Origin of the sequence: Halobacteriovorax sp. XZX-3, assembly GCF_043196495.1 — a bacterium.
Lineage (GTDB): Bacteria > Bdellovibrionota > Bacteriovoracia > Bacteriovoracales > Bacteriovoracaceae > Halobacteriovorax_A.
Genome location: NZ_JBEBMO010000002.1, coordinates 235724 through 253518, shown reverse-complemented (window position 1 = coordinate 253518; position 17795 = coordinate 235724). Strand labels below are relative to the sequence as shown.

The window sequence follows — 17795 nt, the reverse complement described above, 5'->3', positions numbered from 1 at the left end:
AACATCGTCTAAAATCGTATCAAAATAGAAGGGTTATAGCAATTTTAAGAGCTCTTCTACTGTATTTATTTCTTGAATTTGTGCCTGCGTAAGAAATAGATCACTTTTTTCATAGCTTGGAGTTCGCTTTTCATAGAGATCTTTCATAAAATCGATACCATTTTTGGCCAATGGACGATTATTATCCTTTTTAAGCCTTTCCCAGCATTCTTCAAATGTACTTTGAATATAAACAAGCTTTCCGCCAATTTCTGAAATGAAATCAACTACAACTTGCTCATCTAATGCTCCGGCCCCAAGTGAAACAAGATAATCATCTTTCATATTTTGATGAAGTAGCTTAATCATATCGATTTCGTCTTTACGAAATTCTTCAATGCCAATGTCCTGAATATACTCCGCAAGCGAGTCATAGCCAGTTCCCATACGATTAAAAATTTCTTCATCTAAGTCAAATACTTGAAATTTATCATCCTTAGATAGCTTCTCACCAAATGTTGTTTTGCCGGCTCCAGAAAAGCCCGTTAGAAAGATTCTCATAAGTAAAAAACTACACGATTAAGTTCATAATGTCCTAATTTTCTTGCCTTTTGGCCCCTCGCAATATAAACAGAGAACTCAAATCACAGAGGAAAAAATGCAAATCGTAAATAAAGATAATACATTCTTAAAAGATTCAACGATTCTCATCTCACGCGTAGGTGACGAGTTTGAAACTTATCATCTTACTGATAAAAATAATGCGTGGGTAAAATCAATCCTAGACGGTATTACAAAGGACTTCGAACCTGAAGTTAAGCCTGAGGGCTTCGAGCACTTAAATGTTGAACTTCAACTTAAAAATGCTCGCGACTATACTTTTGGCGAGCACCTAATCGTTAAAGGAAAAGCTTCAGGAGCCTATACAGCAACTTGTGTACGTTGTCTTATTGATACTCCTCAAGAGTTTGAAACAGAGTTCACTTGTGCTTTTATTAATAAGAGATATGAAGACGATCCTGAGTATGAAGAAGTTGATGAGATTTACATCTCTGATGAAACTGCAGATATGTTTTTCCACGAAAGAGGTAAGGCAGATTTAAGAGAAGCCGTAGCAGAAAACTGCTTTTTGGCCATAAATCACTACCCAGTTCATGACGCAGACTGCAAGGGTCTATGTCAAACTTGTGGAGTCGACCTAAATACAGGCAGTTGCGAACATAAGAATTAATAAGGCCTAACTTTTAGGCTTGTAATAATGGAGTGAGTAAGGTATTTAAGTAAGCTCATTCGTAAAGATTTTTAAAAATTGAAGTTGAATATAACGGAGTAGAAAATGGCAGTACCTAAGAAGAAGACAAGTGTTTCAAGAAAAGGCCTAAGAAGAGCTGGTCAAACACACAAGCTTTACGCGAATAATGTAGTTGTAGCTGATTCAACAACTGGTGAGTTAACTAAGAAGGGATGTATTTCTCCATCTGGTTACTGGAAAGGTAAGAAAGTATTCGCTACAAAAGCAGACAGAGAAGAAGTAGAAGAATAAGATAATTCATTATTTCTCATATAGGAAAGCCCACTCTACGAGTGGGCTTTTTGCGTTTTCAAAGTCTGCTGGAATCTAATAAAAATCAGTTTGACCCATCAAACTTTCTTTTAGTATAACTAAACTACACAAACTGAGAGAGAGACCATGAGACTACTTTTAACAATTGCATTCGTATTTAATACATTTGCCCTATCCCCATTAGATGAAGCACTTTCTAAGCTCATCAAAAAACACAACTTAACTTCCCTACCAGAATCCCAACTACAAAATCAGAATGAAGTAATTCTAGGATCGCGCCTATTTGCAGAGGTTCGCCTAAGTGGAAATAAAGACATCACATGCATGCACTGTCATCATCCAATGCTTGGTACAGGAGACAATATTCCATTCTCAATTGGAACTGGTGGTGCCGGACTTGGAAAAAGTCGCGTTCAAGACGGCAAAGGCCATATTATTAAGCGCCATGCTCCGGCCTTAATCAATCTTGGCTACGACGAAATTACAGATATGTTTTGGGATGGACGAGTTCACGTTGACTGGAACAAGGGTGAATTTAAAACTCCAAGTGTGGAGCTTAATAACAAGCCTGAACTAAATAAGAAAATTCGCAACGCCCTGGCAGCTCAAGTTATCTTCCCTCTCCTCTCTGTTGAAGAGATGTTAGGAAAGGATAATGAAATCGCCTCTAAAGAAGGAGACTTAGCAAAGTGGGATGCTCTAGTTAAGCGCCTTCTAAATGGATCTAAAAGCGCGATGTACCAAAATCTTTTCAAACGCGCTTACCCAAAAGATTTTGAAGCAAATAAAATTGATATTTCACATGTTGCTAATGCACTAGCAGCTTTTATCACTAGAAACTTTAACCTTGTTGATACTCCCTACGATGAATACTTAAATGGAAATCAAGGAGCACTAAATGAATCCGAAAAAAGAGGTCTAAAAGTTTTCTTAGATAAAGGCGCTTGTATCAACTGCCACAGTGGCCAACACTTAACGGACTGGGATTATAAATCAATTGGGCTTCCACAAATTGGGCCAATCAGTTCAGATGCTACCTTGAACGATAAAGGTCGCTTCGAAGTCACTGGCAATAAGGCAGACCAATATAATTTCAGAACACCACCGCTAAGAAATATTCATCTATCTGCACCCTATATGCACAACGGTGTTTATGAGACTCTAGAAGAGGTTGTTGATCACTATAATCACACGCGCCCTGCTATTAAAAACTATATTGTCACAGAGGTAACTCAAGGTCATTACGAAGAAAAAATCGTAAAAGATGAAAATTTTGTTAACAATAAATTGCGATATCAGTTAATAAGCGATGACGATATTAGACGTCCACTACAATTAACAGAGGATGAGAAAGCAGATCTTGTTCAATTCTTAAAGACAGGATTGGCTTCACGCCGTCTACAAAGGCTTAAAGAAGCTTCAAAACTTTTAAAATGAACACAAGGCCACAAACGTGGCCTTTTATTGTAAATTTGACCAAAAAACACACAGTGTCAAATAATAACGCCCCTGCCCTTCCCCATCATTGTTATACTCAATAAAATAGGCGCAATTTTTTATTACCAAGATTAGGAATTTAAATGGATATTAAAGTAAAGATTAAAGGAACTGGAATCTACGCTCCAAAAGAAGTTAGAACAAATGTCGACCTAGAAAGTATGGTTGAAACAAGTGACGAATGGATTTATGAAAGAACGGGAATCCGTCAGCGTCATATTTGCTCAACAGAAGGTGGCGAGTGGCCAAGTGATATGGCCTACCATGCAACTCAAGATGCACTTAAAGCGGCAAACCTTGAGCCAAATGATATTGATATGATTATCTTCGCATCGGTTACTCCAGATTATAAACTTCCAAATACAGCTTGTATTCTTCAACAAAAGCTAGGAATCACAAATAAGTGTGCGGCCATTGATATTGCAGCAGCATGTTCTGGATTTGTTTACGGTTTAAATATGGTGACAGGACTGATTCGCATGGGTGCAATTAAGAATGCCCTTGTTGTTGGTTCGGAAATGTTATCTAGAGAAGTGAACTGGGAAGATCGTAACACTTGTATTCTTTTTGGAGATGGTTGTGGTGTTGCCATTGTTGGTGCAAACGAAGATGGTGATGACTCAGATATCCTTTCACTTGAATTAGGTGCAGATGGTGCAGGTAAAGAATTCTTTGACCAACCAGTTGGTGGAGCAGTTGATCCAATTACATCTCAACACCTAAACGAGAGAACTCACTTTATGCAAATGAAAGGTAAAGAAATGTTCCGTGTAGCAACGAGAACTCTTGCCGAAAATGCTAAAAAAGTTTTAGAAAAAGCAGGTAAAGACTTAGAAGAAGTTGATTGGTTAATCCCTCACCAAGCAAACGTAAGAATCATCGAAACAACAGGAAAACTTCTAGGAATCAACCCAGAGAAAGTAATTGTTAATATTGATAAGTACGCAAATACATCGGCGGCAACTGTTCCAATCGCAATGCACGAAGCAATTGTTGATGGAAGAATCAAACGTGGTCAGCTACTATTACTAGATGCGTTTGGTGCAGGTTTAACTAGTGGAGCAACTCTACTAAGATATTAATTAAGGTTTTATATTATGAAAAAAGTTGTTTTAATTTTCCCTGGTCAGGGATCACAATACGTAGGAATGGGAAAAAGTCTTGAAGGACACCCATCATTTGAATTACTTGAAGAAGCAAATGGAGCTCTTGGATACAACCTTTCAAAGATTATGCTTGAAGGCCCTGAAGAAGAGCTAACTCTTACACAAAACACTCAACCAGCAATTCTGACTTACTCAATTGGCCTATTTCAAAAAGCTAAAGAGATCTTAGATGCAGCAGGTGTTGAAGTTTCATGTGTACTTGGACACTCAGTTGGTGAATACCCTGCACTTGTTGCAGCTGGTGCTCTAAGCTTTGAAGATGCACTAAGAGCTGTTCACAATCGTGGAAAATATATGCAAGAAGCTGTTCCTGCGGGAATGGGAAAAATGTATGCAGTAATGAGAGTTCCTGCAGATATCGTTGAAAAAGCATGTAAAGAAGTTTCAACTGAAGGCAATGAAGTAATGCCTGCAAACTTTAATGAGCCAGGACAAATCGTTATTTCGGGACATGCAGACGCATGTGACAAGGCCGTTGCATGGATTTCAGAAAACTTCTCTGAACCACATAAAACAGTTGAGCTGAAAGTAAGTGCTCCATTCCACTCTAGTCTTATGAAACCAGCTAGAGAAAATATGGCAGTATTTTTTAATGACGTAACTTTTAATAAAACGACAATTCCTTATATTGCCAATATTGACGCCAAAAAGTATCAAATTGGTACAGACGGTGAAGTTGTAAAAGAGAACCTGATCAAGCAAATTGATGGTTCAGTTCTTTGGACTCAAAGTTTTGCAAGCCTAGATGATGACACTCTTTGTGTTGAGGTTGGACCAGGACGAGTTCTAATGGGACTAGCAAGAAAAATTAACCGTAATATCAAAGTTATCTCTTTAGACAAAGATGGTGCCTTTGATGAATTAAGAGAAGCACTAAACTCTTAGGAGCAAATATGATTGCAACTTATAACGATTTAAAGAACAAGAAAGTTTTAATAACGGGAGCAAGCCGTGGTATCGGACTAGATATCGCTAAATCACTTGCTTCTCAAGGCGCACACGTTATCTTCAACTACCGTGAAGGAAAAGAAGATGTTGCTAAAGAAGTTGAGTCGCAACTTAAAGCGCTTGGTGCTTCAAATGTAACTGGCCTAATGTTCGATCTAAATAATGAAGAGCAAATGAAGACGGCAGTAAATGACTTTGTTAAGGAATTTGGTCCAGTTGAAGGTCTTGTAAATAATGCGGGTGTTTCAAAAGACACTCTTCTGCTTAGAACGAGAAAGGCTGACCTAGACGCAGTTATCGATACAAACCTTAAAGGTGCTATCATGCTAACAAGTATCTGTTCACGTGGATTCTTAAAAGCTGAAAATGTTTCAATTGTTAATATGAGCTCAGTTGTTGGTTTAATGGGTAACGTTTCTCAAACAGCTTATGCAGCTTCTAAAGCAGGGCTTATTGGTGCAACAAAATCAATTGCCAAAGAATTAGCTAGTCGCAACATTCGTTGTAACGCTATCTGTCCAGGATTTATTGAAACGGATATGACTGATGCTCTTGAAGAAAAGGCGAAAGAAGCTTATATAGCTTCAATTCCAACTTCACGCTTTGGGTCAACGGAAGATGTATCAAACCTAGTTTGCTTCCTACTTAGCCAAGCGTCAGGATATATTACTGGTGAAGTTATTAAAATTGACGGTGGACTTTATATCTAGAAAAATATTAATATACTAAAATTAAATTTTTATATAAGAGAGAGAAATTGAGTTTATAACTTAATATATTTATTAGGAGACAAATATGGAACAAAAAGTAATTCAACTAGTAGCGGATCAAACAAAAATCGATATCGCAAAAATCAATGCAACAACTTCATTCGTAGACGATCTAAACCTAGACTCACTAGACATCGTTGAACTTATGATGAAGATGGAAGATGAATTTGATATTCAAATTCCAGAAGAAGATGCAGAAGGACTTAAGTCTGTTCAAGACGTAGTTAAGTACCTAGAGTCTAAGCAATAATCAAAAAAATAATTCTTAGATAAAAAAAGCCTGCTTAAAGCAGGCTTTCTTTTTATAAATTTTTACAGCTTTGTATTTGAAAAGTTTTGTAATCGTACTTAATTTCAACTTTCTCCTTGTCTTCAATTGCCTTTTGAAAACAATTCGCATCTTTCTTTTTCGCTTGATAGAAAGGAGCACTCTCAACAAAACTAACAGTAATTTCGTTCTTTTCCATTTGGAAAGTAGCGACTTGGTATTGTGACGTCGCTATAGTCGCAGCATGAACTGACAGAAAGCTAAGTAGTGTACAAAGAATTATTTTTTTCATTTTATCTATTCCTAAAGAGTTCTCTTCTCATAAGTTGCTAGTAAAGTCTTTGCCGCTATTGCCCTAGCTTCACGACTCATCATATTCGAAGCAGTTTGAGGGTGATAAGAATCTCTACTCGCAATTCCAAATGCTGTTCGGCCAACACTTATTGCATCTAAACTTGGAGGAAATCCAACATGGTCAACTTTAGAAGCATCTGCTCCCATAGTTTTTAACCATTCGTTCACTTCAATTGGTTTTGAAGCAATCGAAGGATCGATAATCATTTTAGATACCCCACCTCTTCCATTATCAACGTACACAACAGGTGCTGTATGATAACTCCAGAAAGGATATTGTTGATTTGGTATCTTAAGCTTACCAGATGCCCATGCCTTATCTGCAACAACACCTTCTTCTTCAAACATATTTACCATTAACTCTGAACGAGCATAACAACCGTCTTGAACATATTTCCAGGCCATCCCCTTCATCGCACGTGCCTTTTTAAATAGCTCGTTTGCTTTTTGAAGAGAAATTACACCACTTGCACGAGGACGATACTCCTTAACTTTTTCATAAGAATCAGAAGCATAGTAGCTATCACCATCGCGGCAACTATTCTTTGGCAGGAATTGGCGATTAATATACTGACTATTGATATTTCCGTTTACAACATCAACGAGATGAACGAAGTCTAAATTATCTCTTTCGCGAACCGACTGCCTCCCAAGTGCAATAATATCGCCCTGAACCTCTTTAGTACAATGTGGAAGAACTGTTTTCAAATAGTCACTAAAGCCTGCGTCTTGCATACTAAAGAAAGCTGATGAGTTATTTCCCATAACTTCAGGCGCTTTTCTTTGGGCCGTAAGGCGAGACTTCTCGTACTCAGCATTTCTTTCAATAATTGCTCCACCAAGAGTACGAGCATATTTGATATAACTATCATTCTTTGTAAATTGAGCATTACCTCGATTATCGCGAGAGTAATTGATTGGCATGTAAACGTTACGGCTTGGATCAAAGATAATGTAGTGATTATCGCCACACTTTTTTATCGTACACTTAGTGGCCATTTCACATTGATGATTCTTATTACTATTATCCTGCACCCACATTTTTGTGTAGGCTTGAGTAACCTTTTCATTCTGGCGTTCGATATCGTTTTCAACACCTTCTAAGAAGTTTTGTAAACTGTCTCTAATTTCCTTATGAGAAGGATGAATACTTCGAATAAGCGAGAAGATCGACTTTTGCGCATCATCCATATCTTTTAGACGACCTGCTGGAGTGTCAAACTCTTCAACTGCTCTTTGAGAAACAAACTGCTCACTATTAGCATTATGAAAAATAACATTTTTTCCATCGCTAATTGTTCTGACAGGAAATATTTCAGTTTCCTTGATACTACCGTTTCGATAAATTCCAAATAAGTGCCCTTTTTGATTTCGCTGAAGTACGACTTGAGAATCCCCATCTTCGCAAATAACAACAGGCAGCTCGGCAGGAGCATTACAGCTATCAAAGTACATATCGTTGGCAAACTCAACGGATACTTTTTGGCCATAAGTGTAAATAGATAAAATTGATAAAATTAATAGGTTAATCTTTTTCATGGCAGTCTTATCGTATAAGCCTTTAAAAATATTAACTTATTAACGATAAAAATGAATAAAGTGTTCAACCTCCTGAAATTACGTTAAAAATTAAACAGTAATGCTTGAAAAGCGTAAAAATTAAGACCCTCTATGCCTTGTCAAAATGCCTGCAAAATTATCAAATACTAGGAAAAAAACTTAGTAGAATTGAAGAATAAATAAAGGAAGATAAAGGAATATATATGAGTAACAGAAGTAATAAACGTGTTGTTATCACAGGCCTTGGAACAATTTGTGGATTAGGTCACAACACACAAGATGTTTGGAATGGACTAATCGAAGGAAGATCAGGAATCTCAGAAGCTGAAAGCTTCCCTATTCCAGATCTAGCAATCAAAATTGCTGGAGAAGTTAAAAACTTCGAATTAGATGAAAATATCATGGAAGCTCGTGAAGCGAAAAAATATGACCGCTTCATTCACTTTGCTCTTCACGCAACTGAAGAGGCCCTAAAAGACTCAGGTGCAAACCTAGAGGATTTCGATAAGTACAAAGTTGGTGCAATCCTTGGAGTTGGTATTGGTGGTTTCCCAATTACAGAAGAAACAGCAAGGACATTTGTCGAGCGTGGGCCACGTCGTATCTCACCTTTTTTCATCCCGGCGATTATTCCAAATATGGCAACTGGTGTTTTAAGTATTAGACATGGATTCATGGGTGTTAACTACACTGTTTCATCTGCATGTGCATCTTCGTGCCACGCTATTTCAAATGCGGTAGAAGAGATTCGTTCTGGCCGTCATGACCTCATGATTACAGGTGGAGCTGAAGCTGTTATCTGTAACCTAGGTATGGGTGGATTCATCAATATGAAAGCATTTTCAAAGCGCGTTGATGAGCCTACTAAAGCTTCTCGTCCATTTGATATTGATCGTGATGGTTTTGTAATGGGTGAAGGTGCTGGAGTTCTAATTCTTGAAGAATATGAAAGTGCAGTTAAGAGAGGAGCTAAGATCTATGCAGAAATCGTAGGTCACGGTGCAACTTCAGATGCTCACCATATTACAGCTCCACATCCAGAAGGTGATGGTGCTTACGGTTGTATGAAAAAAGCTATCGAAGATGCAGGTATTTCTCCAGAAGATATTGATTACGTAAATGCTCACGGAACATCAACTCCACTTGGAGATGTTGCAGAAACTGGTGCAATTAAAAGAGTACTAGGAGAAGAGCATGCAAAGAAAATAAATGTATCTTCAACTAAGTCAATGACTGGTCACCTTTTAGGTGCTGCTGGTGGTGTTGAGACTGTCTTTACAGCTCTAGCTCTTCACCACGGGATTATTCCCCCAACGATTAACATCGACAATCAAGACCCTAAATGTGATCTTAACTACACTGCTAATAAGGCAGTTAAGAAAGATATTAAATACGCCCTTAATAACTCATTTGGTTTTGGGTCGACTAACTCTTCATTAGTACTGAAGAAAATTGAAGGATAAAGAATGTTTCATAAAAACGCCAATAGCCTAGAAAAAATGGATGAGGAAATTTTCTCGTTAACAAAAAAAGAACTAGCGAGACAAGAAGAAGGATTAGAATTAATTGCTTCTGAAAACTATACTTCACTTGCAGTAATGGAAGCACAAGGTTCAGTACTTACAAATAAGTATGCCGAAGGTTTACCTAACAAGCGCTACTACGGTGGGTGCGAAGTTGTTGACTCAGTTGAACAGCTTGCAATTAATCGTCTATGTGAATTGTTTGGATGTAAATTTGCAAACGTACAACCTCACTCAGGTTCAAGCGCAAATATGGCCGCATACTTTTCAATCATTGCTCCGGGAGACAAAATTCTTGGGATGGATCTATCAGAAGGTGGCCACCTAACTCACGGTTCACCGGTAAACTTCTCTGGAAAATATTTTGATGTGAAGTTTTATGGATTAAATCCTGAAACAGAAATGATTGATTACGATGATGTAAGAAGAGCTGCTAAAGAACACCAACCAAAGGTAATCGTAGCTGGTGCATCTGCATATCCAAGAACAATTGACTTCGCTAAGTTCAGAGAAATAGCTGATGAAGTTGGTGCTTACTTAATGGTTGATATGGCCCATATCGCTGGCCTTGTTGCTGCAGGCCTTCACCCTTCACCATTTCCTCACGCGCATATTGTAACGTCTACTACACATAAAACATTACGTGGACCACGTGGTGGTATTATCCTGACAAACGATGAAGAACTTGCAAAGAAGATAAACTTCAACGTTTTCCCGGGAATTCAAGGTGGACCTCTTGAGCACGTTATTGCTGCGAAAGCGGTATCTTTTAAAGAAGCTCTTGATCCACAATATAAGGAATATCAAAAGCAAGTTATTACAAACGCTCAAGCATTAGCTAAACAGCTAATTGAGCTAGGAATGGAAATTGTTTCAGGTGGTACAGATAATCATCTAATCCTTATGAAAACTGATCCAGCAGGCGTTACAGGTAAAGTTGCGGAAAAGGCTTTAGAAGAAGCAGGAATTACTTGTAATAAGAATATGATTCCAGGGGATACAAGATCTCCATTTGTAACGAGTGGGATTCGTCTCGGAACACCTGCACTTACAACTCGTGGAATGGGTGAAGAGCAGATGAAGCAAATAGGAACTTGGATTGTCGAGGCCCTAAAAAATGCTGAGAATGAAGCCGCTCTTAAGGACATCAAGTCGCAAGTTGAAAAGCTTTGCAAAGAATTTCCTGTCTACTAATTTCAATACCTTATAGAGGATAGTAGCCTACTATCCTCTAATATTAATAAAATTTCTTAAATTAGCCGATAACTAAATGAGATTTAGTTTGTGGGGATATTGTGAGGAATTTTCATTCGAAATTTATTTCAGTCATTTTAGTTTCAACTTTGTTATCGTCTTGTGCTTCTACTGTCGATCAAATAGAAATGGCCTATGATCAGTACTCTGCTGCAGTATCTCGCTATATCGCTTCAACAACACCAGACTACAATCCATCTAAGTTCAAGATCAGCAAAGAAGTTATCTATGAACTTCAGGAAGCCGTTGAAAAAAATCTTGTGTGGCGAATGGACTTTGCAAAAGCACAAAAGAAAAATAATCAGAGTTCTCTAAAATTTATTTCACCATATTTTGATTCGAATCAAAAAATAACTTCTGAGCTAAATACTTTTTTAAAAAATATTTCGTGGGTAACAGATCCAACAACACGTTTTGAAATACGAACTAATCAAACGACACTAGTTGAACAAAGACGAGAAATATATTTTGAGGGAAAACGAAAGCTTAAAAGACAAGAAAGAGATATCGACTACGCAATCATTAATCCTTATGACATAAAAGGTGCCGAAATTATAAAGGCCATAAAAATTGGTTTTATCGCAAATATTGCAATCTATGAAAATCACTTACTATTAAAGAATAAAATTCGTGAAGCAATAAAAAGTGAAAAAGATATTACTCTTCAAAAAGAGCTTGAAAATTATCACAACAACCTTGTCAACAAGCTTGTTAAGTCCCCTTCTCATAGGAGACTAGCAAAGATGGCCGCAATTTATCGTGATATAAAAATATTTGAAGAAGTTAAAAATAAAACAAGAATTTCTTATTATATCAATCCACTTATTGAAGAGACGCTTGTCTATAATGAATTGATTAAGAGCTATAATAAAAAGAAAAGATGGAATGAAATTACTTCTTCACTTCAAAATACAATCTCATCGATGGCGCTTAAAGATAAGACTTATTATGTAGGCTACTTTAATAAAGCTATCAAATTTGAAAATTTAACAGGTGGTCAAGTTACCTATTTAGGAAAAACAGAAAAAGACCATTTAGTTTATCAACTTAAACCAATGGACATTATTTTTACTCATAATAAGAATAGCTTTAATAACGCTGTCGTCGATCGCTTTTGGGATAATGTTGGAATCTGGATTGGTTCTTGGGATGAAATCGTTAAGCTTGGATTATCTAAGCATCCTCTAATTATTAAGTATCGTAATGAGATTCAATCTAAGAACCTCAACTTTATTACAACAACAAGAGAAGGCATCAAACTAAAAAGTATCGAATCGATCTATAATCAAGACGACCTTGCTGTAATTCGAAAAAGAAAATTATCTTATCATGAAACAACTCAAGGAATTGTTCTGGCCCTAAGTAATATAGGTAAGCCATATGATTACAAGATGGACCCTTCAGATACAAGTCGCATTTCATTTGCGCAGTTAGTCTTTGAATCCTTTCCTCAGATTAAGTGGGATAAGTCCCACATGTACAAACAAGAAGCTGTTGCTCCATATAAAATTACACAGCGCACAGGAGAACAACAAGACTTTTTCACGGTTCTTCTCTACCATGATGGAAACGAAGTAATGGAAGACCTTGAGGATAATTTCAGAAAGCTCTCTTCTCTTCAATAAATATTCACACCGTAAAAATGGGAATATGCAATGCATTCATATTATGCTAAAAATAGATATGTATTGCCCAAGTTGCCAAACACCTAACACAAAAGTTATTGATTCCAGACATCTGTCAGATGGACTTGCTGTTCGTCGTCGCAGGGCATGTCTAAATTGTGACTTTCGTTATACGACTTATGAGAAGCTTCAGCTTCAAGTTCCGGCACTTGTAAAGAATGACAAAAGACGAGAGCCATATAACCGCGAAAAAATTTCGAAAGGGATCAATAAGGCCTGTCAAAAAAGACCTTTAACTACGGCACAAATCAACCGATTAATTGATGATGTTGAGATGACTCTATCGCAAATGAACAATATCGAAGTTCCTGCGAAAATTGTTGGTGAAGTTGTTATGGAAAAGCTTTACGAGCTAGACCCTGTTGCCTACGTTAGATATGCTTCATTCTATTGGAACTTTAAAGACATCGATGGTTTCATCGAAAGTTTACAAAAGAGCATCGGTCAATTTGGAAATTTAAAAGAAAAGTTTTTATTAAATAAGGATTCAACTAGTGAAAAACCAAGCATTCAACAATAAGTCAGCAGCACGTCGTTTTGCTTTTAAATTTATCTACAAATTATTTTTAAAAGACTTCAAAACAGAACTTGAAGAATATAAAGATGATATTGGAAAGCTTAAGGCCGATATTGAAATGTTTGAAGAATCATACATGAAAGAAGACGAAGAGCACCATGATAATGATATCAACCCAAGCGTACAAAGCTTTGGTAATAAACTAATTACAGGTGTTATCAAGAACTTTCCTGAAATCAAAGAAACAGCATCAGCTTATATTCTAAAAAGAAGCTTTGATTCAGTAGATGCAATTGAAAGAGCAATTATTTGCCTTGGAACTTATGAGATTAAGTTTGAAGATACTCCAAATAATGCTGCAATCAATGAGTACATCAACCTTGTAAAGAGCTATGGGAAAGAAGAATCTAAAAGCTTTGTTAACGGAATCCTAGATAAGGTAAGTAAAGCACAATAAAATGGCACTAAAGCACGAACTCTTCACATTAATAAATGAAAAAGTTGGCGCAGTCATCTGTCTCTATGACGAGCAACAAGAAAGTTCTGCTCAAATCCTCGAGGCCATTAACCATCTCGTTGATGGCACACTAGAGGAAAGAATTTTAAAGTCTAAGAATAAAAATCTAATTAAAGATAGCTTAAGCCATTACTTCTTTTCAAAGAATTATGGTGAACAACTCAATATCATTTTCACTTCAATTCCTAATACACCTTCTCAAATTGAATTAAAGCAATTCATTGGTGTTTTAGATGCTCAGAAGAAAACTCATATCGAAGAGAAAGAGATCGTTGTGATAAAACCTAAAGGACATGCCTTTAAGTTTCATCACCCATCATTTCAGATTAATCATTTTGAATACTAGCGGATAACTACTGCCGCTTGAGAAATTTTAGACCAGAAACGTTTCTTCTCTTTTAAGTTACCGTTTGGCGCTTTTCTACCAGTAATCTTCTCTAATGTATCAGAGATTTCACTGTGAATATCAGAATATTTTTCTTTTTGAATCATTGATAGAAGAGGTTTCTTAGCTTTTTCGAACTTAAGATCACCTATTGTAGTAATAATTTCTTTTACAATATGGGCCCTCTTTGTTGACTTGAGTTTTTCATTGATATGATAGTTTCTCTTATCATATAGCATGGCCCAAATATTTGGAGCGAGGTCTGTAAGGTTTAACTTCTTAACATTCTCTAGTGCTTGATAGCGAACAATTAGAGAATTGTCTTTTAGAGATTGCTTATAAACATCCTTATAATCTGTTTGATTTAAAGCTAATAATGATTTTAGAGCGGCCATTCTCATAACCCAGTTAGGATGCTTCGCAAACTTAGAAATAAATGGAGCTGATTTCTTTCCCATAACTCTACCAAGTAAGAAAGTGGCCATCCAACGATTTTTCTCCGGATACTTTTCGTTCTTCATTACATTGATAAGTGCCGCTACTGACTTTCCTTTAAGCTTTAATACTTGCTGTTTAAGCTTATCCATTTCAGCAGACTTTAGATTGTACTTGAATTGTCTTTCTAGCTTCTGCGTTAAGACAGCTTGATGTGCCTTGTGATTAACAGCAGAGTACGAGTTAAAACTAACAATTAATGTTGCAATAAGAAGTAGTTTTTTCAAAAGACATCCTTGTCCAAATAAACTTATAAGATTTTAGTAATTAATTCTAACCTAGCATTTTCTCAAATTCACTTAAAAGTTCTTCTGCAGATTTTTGCTCAGCTGATTCATTATCAGGCGCTTTCTCAGCAGCAACATCGGCCACTGGCGCAGGAGCAGGTGCCTCTGCTTCTTCAATTGGTTCAGGAGCTGCATCCATTGTCGGTTCATCAAAAGATTCTTCGAAAACCTCAGGAGCTTCTTCCATCAGCGTCTCAGGTTCAGGAATTTCAACTGGCTCTGGTGCTTCGACTGGCTCTTCCTCAGGAGAAGTAAATTCATCTGGTTCAGGAGAAAGATCAACCTCAGGTTCGGCTTCTGGAGTTAAGTCAATCTCAGGCTCTGAAGGTTCAGAAGGTTCAGAAGGTTCAGTAGGCTCTTGCATTACTGGAGCTGCTCCAGAATCCGCTAATTGCGCTTTAAGTTGTTCATTTTCTTGCTTAAACTTTCTAAGGTCAGCAAGATCACCTTCAATCATTTCATATTCTTTAAGTCTAGCTTGAAGCTCATCTCTTTCAGAAGCTAGAGCTGATACTTCAGCACTACTATCACCGGCCGTGGCACTAGCAGTTTTTAAAGTTTCAACTTGTGCTTTTAACTGTGCAATTTCAGAATTTAGATTTGTTATAATTTGAGCTGAATCAGAATTAGAACCCGATTGCTCTACAACATTAAGTTGTGCTTCAAGGTCTCTAATTAGAGAATCCTTATTTGCAATTTGTCCATTAAGTGCAGCAATTTCTGCATTCTTACTTGCAAGCTGTGCACCATCAACATTACCTGTTGGAAGACTTCCTCCAGGAACTACAGAAGGAATCCCCTCTCCTGTATCTAATCCACCGCCTCTAAAAAGAGATGACTTAAGAGCATTCGAGTTTTGAATAACTGAGTCTAGATAGCTCTTTAGAACATTTGCTGGAATTTGATGTTGTAACTCCTGCATACGTTTTCTTGTATAAAACCAATAAACGACGATGATACAAATTAAAAGTATAAGAATAGAGAATAAAATATAAAAAACGTTGTCACTAACGTACATCATTTCTCTTGATAATCTCGTGATAGAATTCGTCACTTTTTAATCCTTTTAATATATAAACCTTTGATTATTTTAACATAATCAGCGCTATTTAAAAGATATGAAAAAATAGCAAAAATGAACCTATAAAGTAGGTGTTTGGCCGAGCTTTTTAATCAGAAACCATTTCATTTAGTTTCTCATAAAGGGGATTTCTGCCCACAATAATTGTCTCTGAGAAGATATTATGATCATGACCATTATACTCTGTTACTTTTGCACCAGCTTCTGAACAAATTATTTTTCCAGCGGCTACGTCCCATGGGGCCAGCCCCTTCTCCCAAAAGCCATCAAAGATTCCACGGGCCACATAACAAAGATCGATGGCCGCTGAGCCAAGTCTGCGAACAGCAGAGATATTAACCATGACTTTTTTAAATTTTTTGAACTCATCATTAAATGGCTTTCCCTTCTCTGTGGCAAAGCCTGTTGCTAATAGAAAACCACGATCTCTTGAGCGCGTTTTTTTTAGTTGAGTCTTTTCTTTGCCCTTCATAAGATATGCTCCATTGCCTTTTGTAGCACAATAAAACTCACCTTTTTCAGGGATATAAATTACCCCAACGACCGGTTGAAGTTTATAAGTTAGCGAAAGACAAACACAGTAATGTTCCAGGCCGTGGACAAAATTATTTGTACCATCAAGGGGGTCAATAACCCAAAGGTAGTCGCTATCTTGATATTCCTTAAGATGCTTATAATCACCTTGGTACTTATGATAGAAGTCTTCTTCGGCCAATACAGGAATATCTGAATGTAGTTTATAGAGCTGATCTATAATATATCCCTCAGAAGCATGATCTGCTGCTGAGACTGCGCCTTGAGCATCTTTATAACTAATCGATAAATTTGAAAGATCTTTTTGATAAGGTTTTAAAATTCTTCCAGCTCCACGAGCAATTCTAATCAACTCACCTTCAATGGCAATAAGTTCACTCTTAGTAATCTTCTTCATCCTGTCTCTTTCTAATTACGGCCTCTAAATCACTTTCAGATAATGGCTCATTACTTGCGACTGTATAATTTTCAGTAAGCCACATTCCCAAATCAACCATTTTACATTTCTCACTACAAAATGGACGAAATTCACTTGAATAATAATTAAACTCTTTTGAGCATTCAGGGCATTTAACCTTCAACACTTTTGTCACCAAATTTCTCCGTAAAACTCGTTAACTAACTTCTTAATTTGTGTATCTTCATTATAAGCTACTTCATCTATACTTGAAATATGCCTTATGCCATTAAATGAACTTGTAGAAAAACAACTTTCAAATTCATGTAGTTCTGCTGCATGAACGCGCATCTCTTTTAGCGGACGCCCTAATTTCTCTAGCATAAACTTAATTCTCTCAAGGGAAATTCCATCAAGAACACCAAACTCAGCAATGGGAGTAATATACTCATCCCCTCTCTTAAAAATAATATTAGCTGTAGGTAGCTCTAATATATATGATTCAGAATCAAGCAAGAGAACGTCATCATAACCTTGGGCCAAACACTCTTTTCTCAATTGAAATTGAAATTGGTAATTACTGCGCTTTAAAAAGTCGGGAAAGTTTCGATCAGGATAATAGCAACGAGACATAATCTTTAAGGCACTCGTTAATTGCGATTTTTCTACCGCCCAAATCCAATATTGAATTTCTCCAGATAGTTCACGATAGAATGTAATCCTTAGATAAGCATGAGCAATAGAAGTAAACTCATCAAGAATTTTAGCTGTGGCCAATTGGACTTCATCAATTAAAGATTTACTAAAATCATTAGGCCAACAATATTGAAAAGACTTCTCTAATCTTTCACGATGCTGATCCCAAAAAATCGCCTTTCCCTCTTTAACAAGTATTGTTGTAAAAAAAGAATTCCCCCAGAGATTTCCCTCATTAATTAATGCATCACGTGCTGTTAAGCCTTTTTTAGAAAAATAGATTACTTCCTGTGCCATAACTTCCCTTATTGTTTCAAT

Annotated in this window: 21 protein-coding genes; 13 read left to right on the top strand and 8 right to left on the bottom strand. The window is 36.8% G+C overall.

The annotated features are described in order from the left end of the window. Window positions 1–33 precede the first annotated feature (33 nt). Window positions 34–540: a shikimate kinase gene (locus ABMA70_RS11695; RefSeq protein WP_103217833.1), complete on the bottom strand. Its 507-nt coding sequence runs from the start codon at window positions 538–540 to the stop codon at window positions 34–36. A gap of 97 nt (window positions 541–637) precedes the next feature. Here ABMA70_RS11695 and ABMA70_RS11690 point away from each other — a divergent pair, with 97 nt between their 5' ends. The 7 genes from ABMA70_RS11690 to acpP all read left to right on the top strand — a co-directional run bounded on the left by ABMA70_RS11690 (window position 638) and on the right by acpP (window position 6174). Further along, window positions 638–1210: a YceD family protein gene (locus ABMA70_RS11690; protein WP_392993361.1), complete on the top strand. Its 573-nt coding sequence runs from the start codon at window positions 638–640 to the stop codon at window positions 1208–1210. 105 nt (window positions 1211–1315) lie between these two features. Next, entirely contained in the window at window positions 1316–1522 is a 207-nt protein-coding gene (gene rpmF / locus ABMA70_RS11685; RefSeq protein ID WP_103217831.1) for a 50S ribosomal protein L32, read from the top strand. Window positions 1523–1669: 147 nt separating this feature from the next. Further along, a complete protein-coding gene (locus tag ABMA70_RS11680; protein WP_392993364.1) occupies window positions 1670–2980 on the top strand; it encodes a cytochrome-c peroxidase in 1311 nt (436 codons plus the stop codon). 143 nt (window positions 2981–3123) lie between these two features. Further along, a complete protein-coding gene (locus tag ABMA70_RS11675; RefSeq protein ID WP_103217829.1) occupies window positions 3124–4122 on the top strand; it encodes a beta-ketoacyl-ACP synthase III in 999 nt (332 codons plus the stop codon). A 15-nt stretch (window positions 4123–4137) separates the two neighbouring features. Further along, a complete protein-coding gene (fabD, locus tag ABMA70_RS11670; RefSeq protein ID WP_392993367.1) occupies window positions 4138–5091 on the top strand; it encodes an ACP S-malonyltransferase in 954 nt (317 codons plus the stop codon). Between the two features lie 8 nt (window positions 5092–5099). After that, on the top strand, window positions 5100–5864 hold the full coding sequence (gene fabG, locus ABMA70_RS11665) for a 3-oxoacyl-ACP reductase FabG (RefSeq protein WP_233189709.1): 765 nt from the start codon (window positions 5100–5102) through the stop codon (window positions 5862–5864). An 85-nt stretch (window positions 5865–5949) separates the two neighbouring features. Beyond that, the gene (acpP, locus tag ABMA70_RS11660; protein ID WP_021268262.1) at window positions 5950–6174 is read left to right on the top strand and encodes an acyl carrier protein; all 225 of its coding nucleotides are present in this window, start codon (window positions 5950–5952) and stop codon (window positions 6172–6174) included. Between the two features lie 52 nt (window positions 6175–6226). Here acpP and ABMA70_RS11655 read toward each other — a convergent pair whose 3' ends face one another. Both ABMA70_RS11655 and ABMA70_RS11650 read right to left on the bottom strand, forming a co-directional pair. Beyond that, the gene (locus tag ABMA70_RS11655) at window positions 6227–6484 is read right to left on the bottom strand and encodes a hypothetical protein (RefSeq protein ID WP_103217827.1); all 258 of its coding nucleotides are present in this window, start codon (window positions 6482–6484) and stop codon (window positions 6227–6229) included. Window positions 6485–6495: 11 nt separating this feature from the next. Then, entirely contained in the window at window positions 6496–8085 is a 1590-nt protein-coding gene (locus ABMA70_RS11650; RefSeq protein ID WP_392993371.1) for a protein-glutamine glutaminase family protein, read from the bottom strand. A gap of 224 nt (window positions 8086–8309) precedes the next feature. Between ABMA70_RS11650 and fabF the strand changes: the two genes are divergently transcribed. From fabF to ABMA70_RS11620, 6 genes are all read left to right on the top strand, one after another. Beyond that, the gene (gene fabF / locus ABMA70_RS11645; RefSeq protein ID WP_392993373.1) at window positions 8310–9569 is read left to right on the top strand and encodes a beta-ketoacyl-ACP synthase II; all 1260 of its coding nucleotides are present in this window, start codon (window positions 8310–8312) and stop codon (window positions 9567–9569) included. Window positions 9570–9572: 3 nt separating this feature from the next. Continuing rightward, a complete protein-coding gene (gene glyA, locus ABMA70_RS11640) occupies window positions 9573–10823 on the top strand; it encodes a serine hydroxymethyltransferase (protein WP_103217824.1) in 1251 nt (416 codons plus the stop codon). Between the two features lie 101 nt (window positions 10824–10924). Continuing rightward, complete coding sequence (locus tag ABMA70_RS11635; RefSeq protein ID WP_103217823.1) at window positions 10925–12508, top strand: YiiX/YebB-like N1pC/P60 family cysteine hydrolase; 1584 nt, start codon at window positions 10925–10927, stop codon at window positions 12506–12508. Between the two features lie 43 nt (window positions 12509–12551). Then, a complete protein-coding gene (gene nrdR, locus ABMA70_RS11630; protein WP_021268241.1) occupies window positions 12552–13088 on the top strand; it encodes a transcriptional regulator NrdR in 537 nt (178 codons plus the stop codon). Then, window positions 13063–13542, top strand: a complete 480-nt coding sequence (gene nusB / locus ABMA70_RS11625; RefSeq protein WP_158246856.1) for a transcription antitermination factor NusB — start codon at window positions 13063–13065, stop codon at window positions 13540–13542. Before nrdR ends, nusB begins: the two co-directional genes overlap by 26 nt. Before the next feature lies 1 nt (window position 13543). Further along, window positions 13544–13948 carry a hypothetical protein gene (locus ABMA70_RS11620; RefSeq protein ID WP_103217821.1) on the top strand — a complete coding sequence of 135 codons (405 nt, stop codon included), beginning with the start codon at window positions 13544–13546 and terminating at the stop codon, window positions 13946–13948. Here ABMA70_RS11620 and ABMA70_RS11615 read toward each other — a convergent pair. From ABMA70_RS11615 to ABMA70_RS11595, 5 genes are all read right to left on the bottom strand, one after another. After that, entirely contained in the window at window positions 13945–14709 is a 765-nt protein-coding gene (locus ABMA70_RS11615; protein ID WP_103217820.1) for a HEAT repeat domain-containing protein, read from the bottom strand. The two genes, ABMA70_RS11620 and ABMA70_RS11615, sit on opposite strands and share 4 nt — an antisense overlap. 46 nt (window positions 14710–14755) lie before the next feature. Further along, window positions 14756–15823 (bottom strand): hypothetical protein, encoded by a 1068-nt coding sequence (locus tag ABMA70_RS11610; protein WP_392993380.1) that lies wholly within the window; start codon window positions 15821–15823, stop codon window positions 14756–14758. A gap of 115 nt (window positions 15824–15938) precedes the next feature. Beyond that, entirely contained in the window at window positions 15939–16781 is an 843-nt protein-coding gene (locus tag ABMA70_RS11605; protein ID WP_103217818.1) for an inositol monophosphatase family protein, read from the bottom strand. Continuing rightward, window positions 16765–16968, bottom strand: coding sequence for a DNA gyrase inhibitor YacG (locus tag ABMA70_RS11600; protein WP_199177538.1), 204 nt, complete (start codon window positions 16966–16968; stop codon window positions 16765–16767). Before ABMA70_RS11600 ends, ABMA70_RS11605 begins: the two co-directional genes overlap by 17 nt. A gap of 5 nt (window positions 16969–16973) precedes the next feature. Beyond that, window positions 16974–17774: an aminotransferase class IV gene (locus ABMA70_RS11595; protein ID WP_103217816.1), complete on the bottom strand. Its 801-nt coding sequence runs from the start codon at window positions 17772–17774 to the stop codon at window positions 16974–16976. Between the last annotated feature and the right edge of the window lie 21 nt (window positions 17775–17795).

Excerpts from the sequence above, each read along its gene's own strand:
- fabG (WP_233189709.1), top strand. The coding sequence starts at position 5,100 with ATGATTGCAACTTATAACGATTTAAAGAACAAGAAAGTTTTAATAACG.
- ABMA70_RS11605 (WP_103217818.1), bottom strand. The coding sequence starts at position 16,781 with ATGAAGAAGATTACTAAGAGTGAACTTATTGCCATTGAAGGTGAGTTG.
- ABMA70_RS11695 (WP_103217833.1), bottom strand. The coding sequence starts at position 540 with ATGAGAATCTTTCTAACGGGCTTTTCTGGAGCCGGCAAAACAACATTT.
- ABMA70_RS11595 (WP_103217816.1), bottom strand. The coding sequence starts at position 17,774 with ATGGCACAGGAAGTAATCTATTTTTCTAAAAAAGGCTTAACAGCACGT.
- nrdR (WP_021268241.1), top strand. The coding sequence starts at position 12,552 with ATGCTAAAAATAGATATGTATTGCCCAAGTTGCCAAACACCTAACACA.
- ABMA70_RS11650 (WP_392993371.1), bottom strand. The coding sequence starts at position 8,085 with ATGAAAAAGATTAACCTATTAATTTTATCAATTTTATCTATTTACACT.
- acpP (WP_021268262.1), top strand. The coding sequence starts at position 5,950 with ATGGAACAAAAAGTAATTCAACTAGTAGCGGATCAAACAAAAATCGAT.
- ABMA70_RS11690 (WP_392993361.1), top strand. The coding sequence starts at position 638 with ATGCAAATCGTAAATAAAGATAATACATTCTTAAAAGATTCAACGATT.
- ABMA70_RS11680 (WP_392993364.1), top strand. The coding sequence starts at position 1,670 with ATGAGACTACTTTTAACAATTGCATTCGTATTTAATACATTTGCCCTA.
- ABMA70_RS11655 (WP_103217827.1), bottom strand. The coding sequence starts at position 6,484 with ATGAAAAAAATAATTCTTTGTACACTACTTAGCTTTCTGTCAGTTCAT.
- fabF (WP_392993373.1), top strand. The coding sequence starts at position 8,310 with ATGAGTAACAGAAGTAATAAACGTGTTGTTATCACAGGCCTTGGAACA.
- ABMA70_RS11620 (WP_103217821.1), top strand. The coding sequence starts at position 13,544 with ATGGCACTAAAGCACGAACTCTTCACATTAATAAATGAAAAAGTTGGC.
- rpmF (WP_103217831.1), top strand. The coding sequence starts at position 1,316 with ATGGCAGTACCTAAGAAGAAGACAAGTGTTTCAAGAAAAGGCCTAAGA.
- fabD (WP_392993367.1), top strand. The coding sequence starts at position 4,138 with ATGAAAAAAGTTGTTTTAATTTTCCCTGGTCAGGGATCACAATACGTA.
- ABMA70_RS11675 (WP_103217829.1), top strand. The coding sequence starts at position 3,124 with ATGGATATTAAAGTAAAGATTAAAGGAACTGGAATCTACGCTCCAAAA.
- glyA (WP_103217824.1), top strand. The coding sequence starts at position 9,573 with ATGTTTCATAAAAACGCCAATAGCCTAGAAAAAATGGATGAGGAAATT.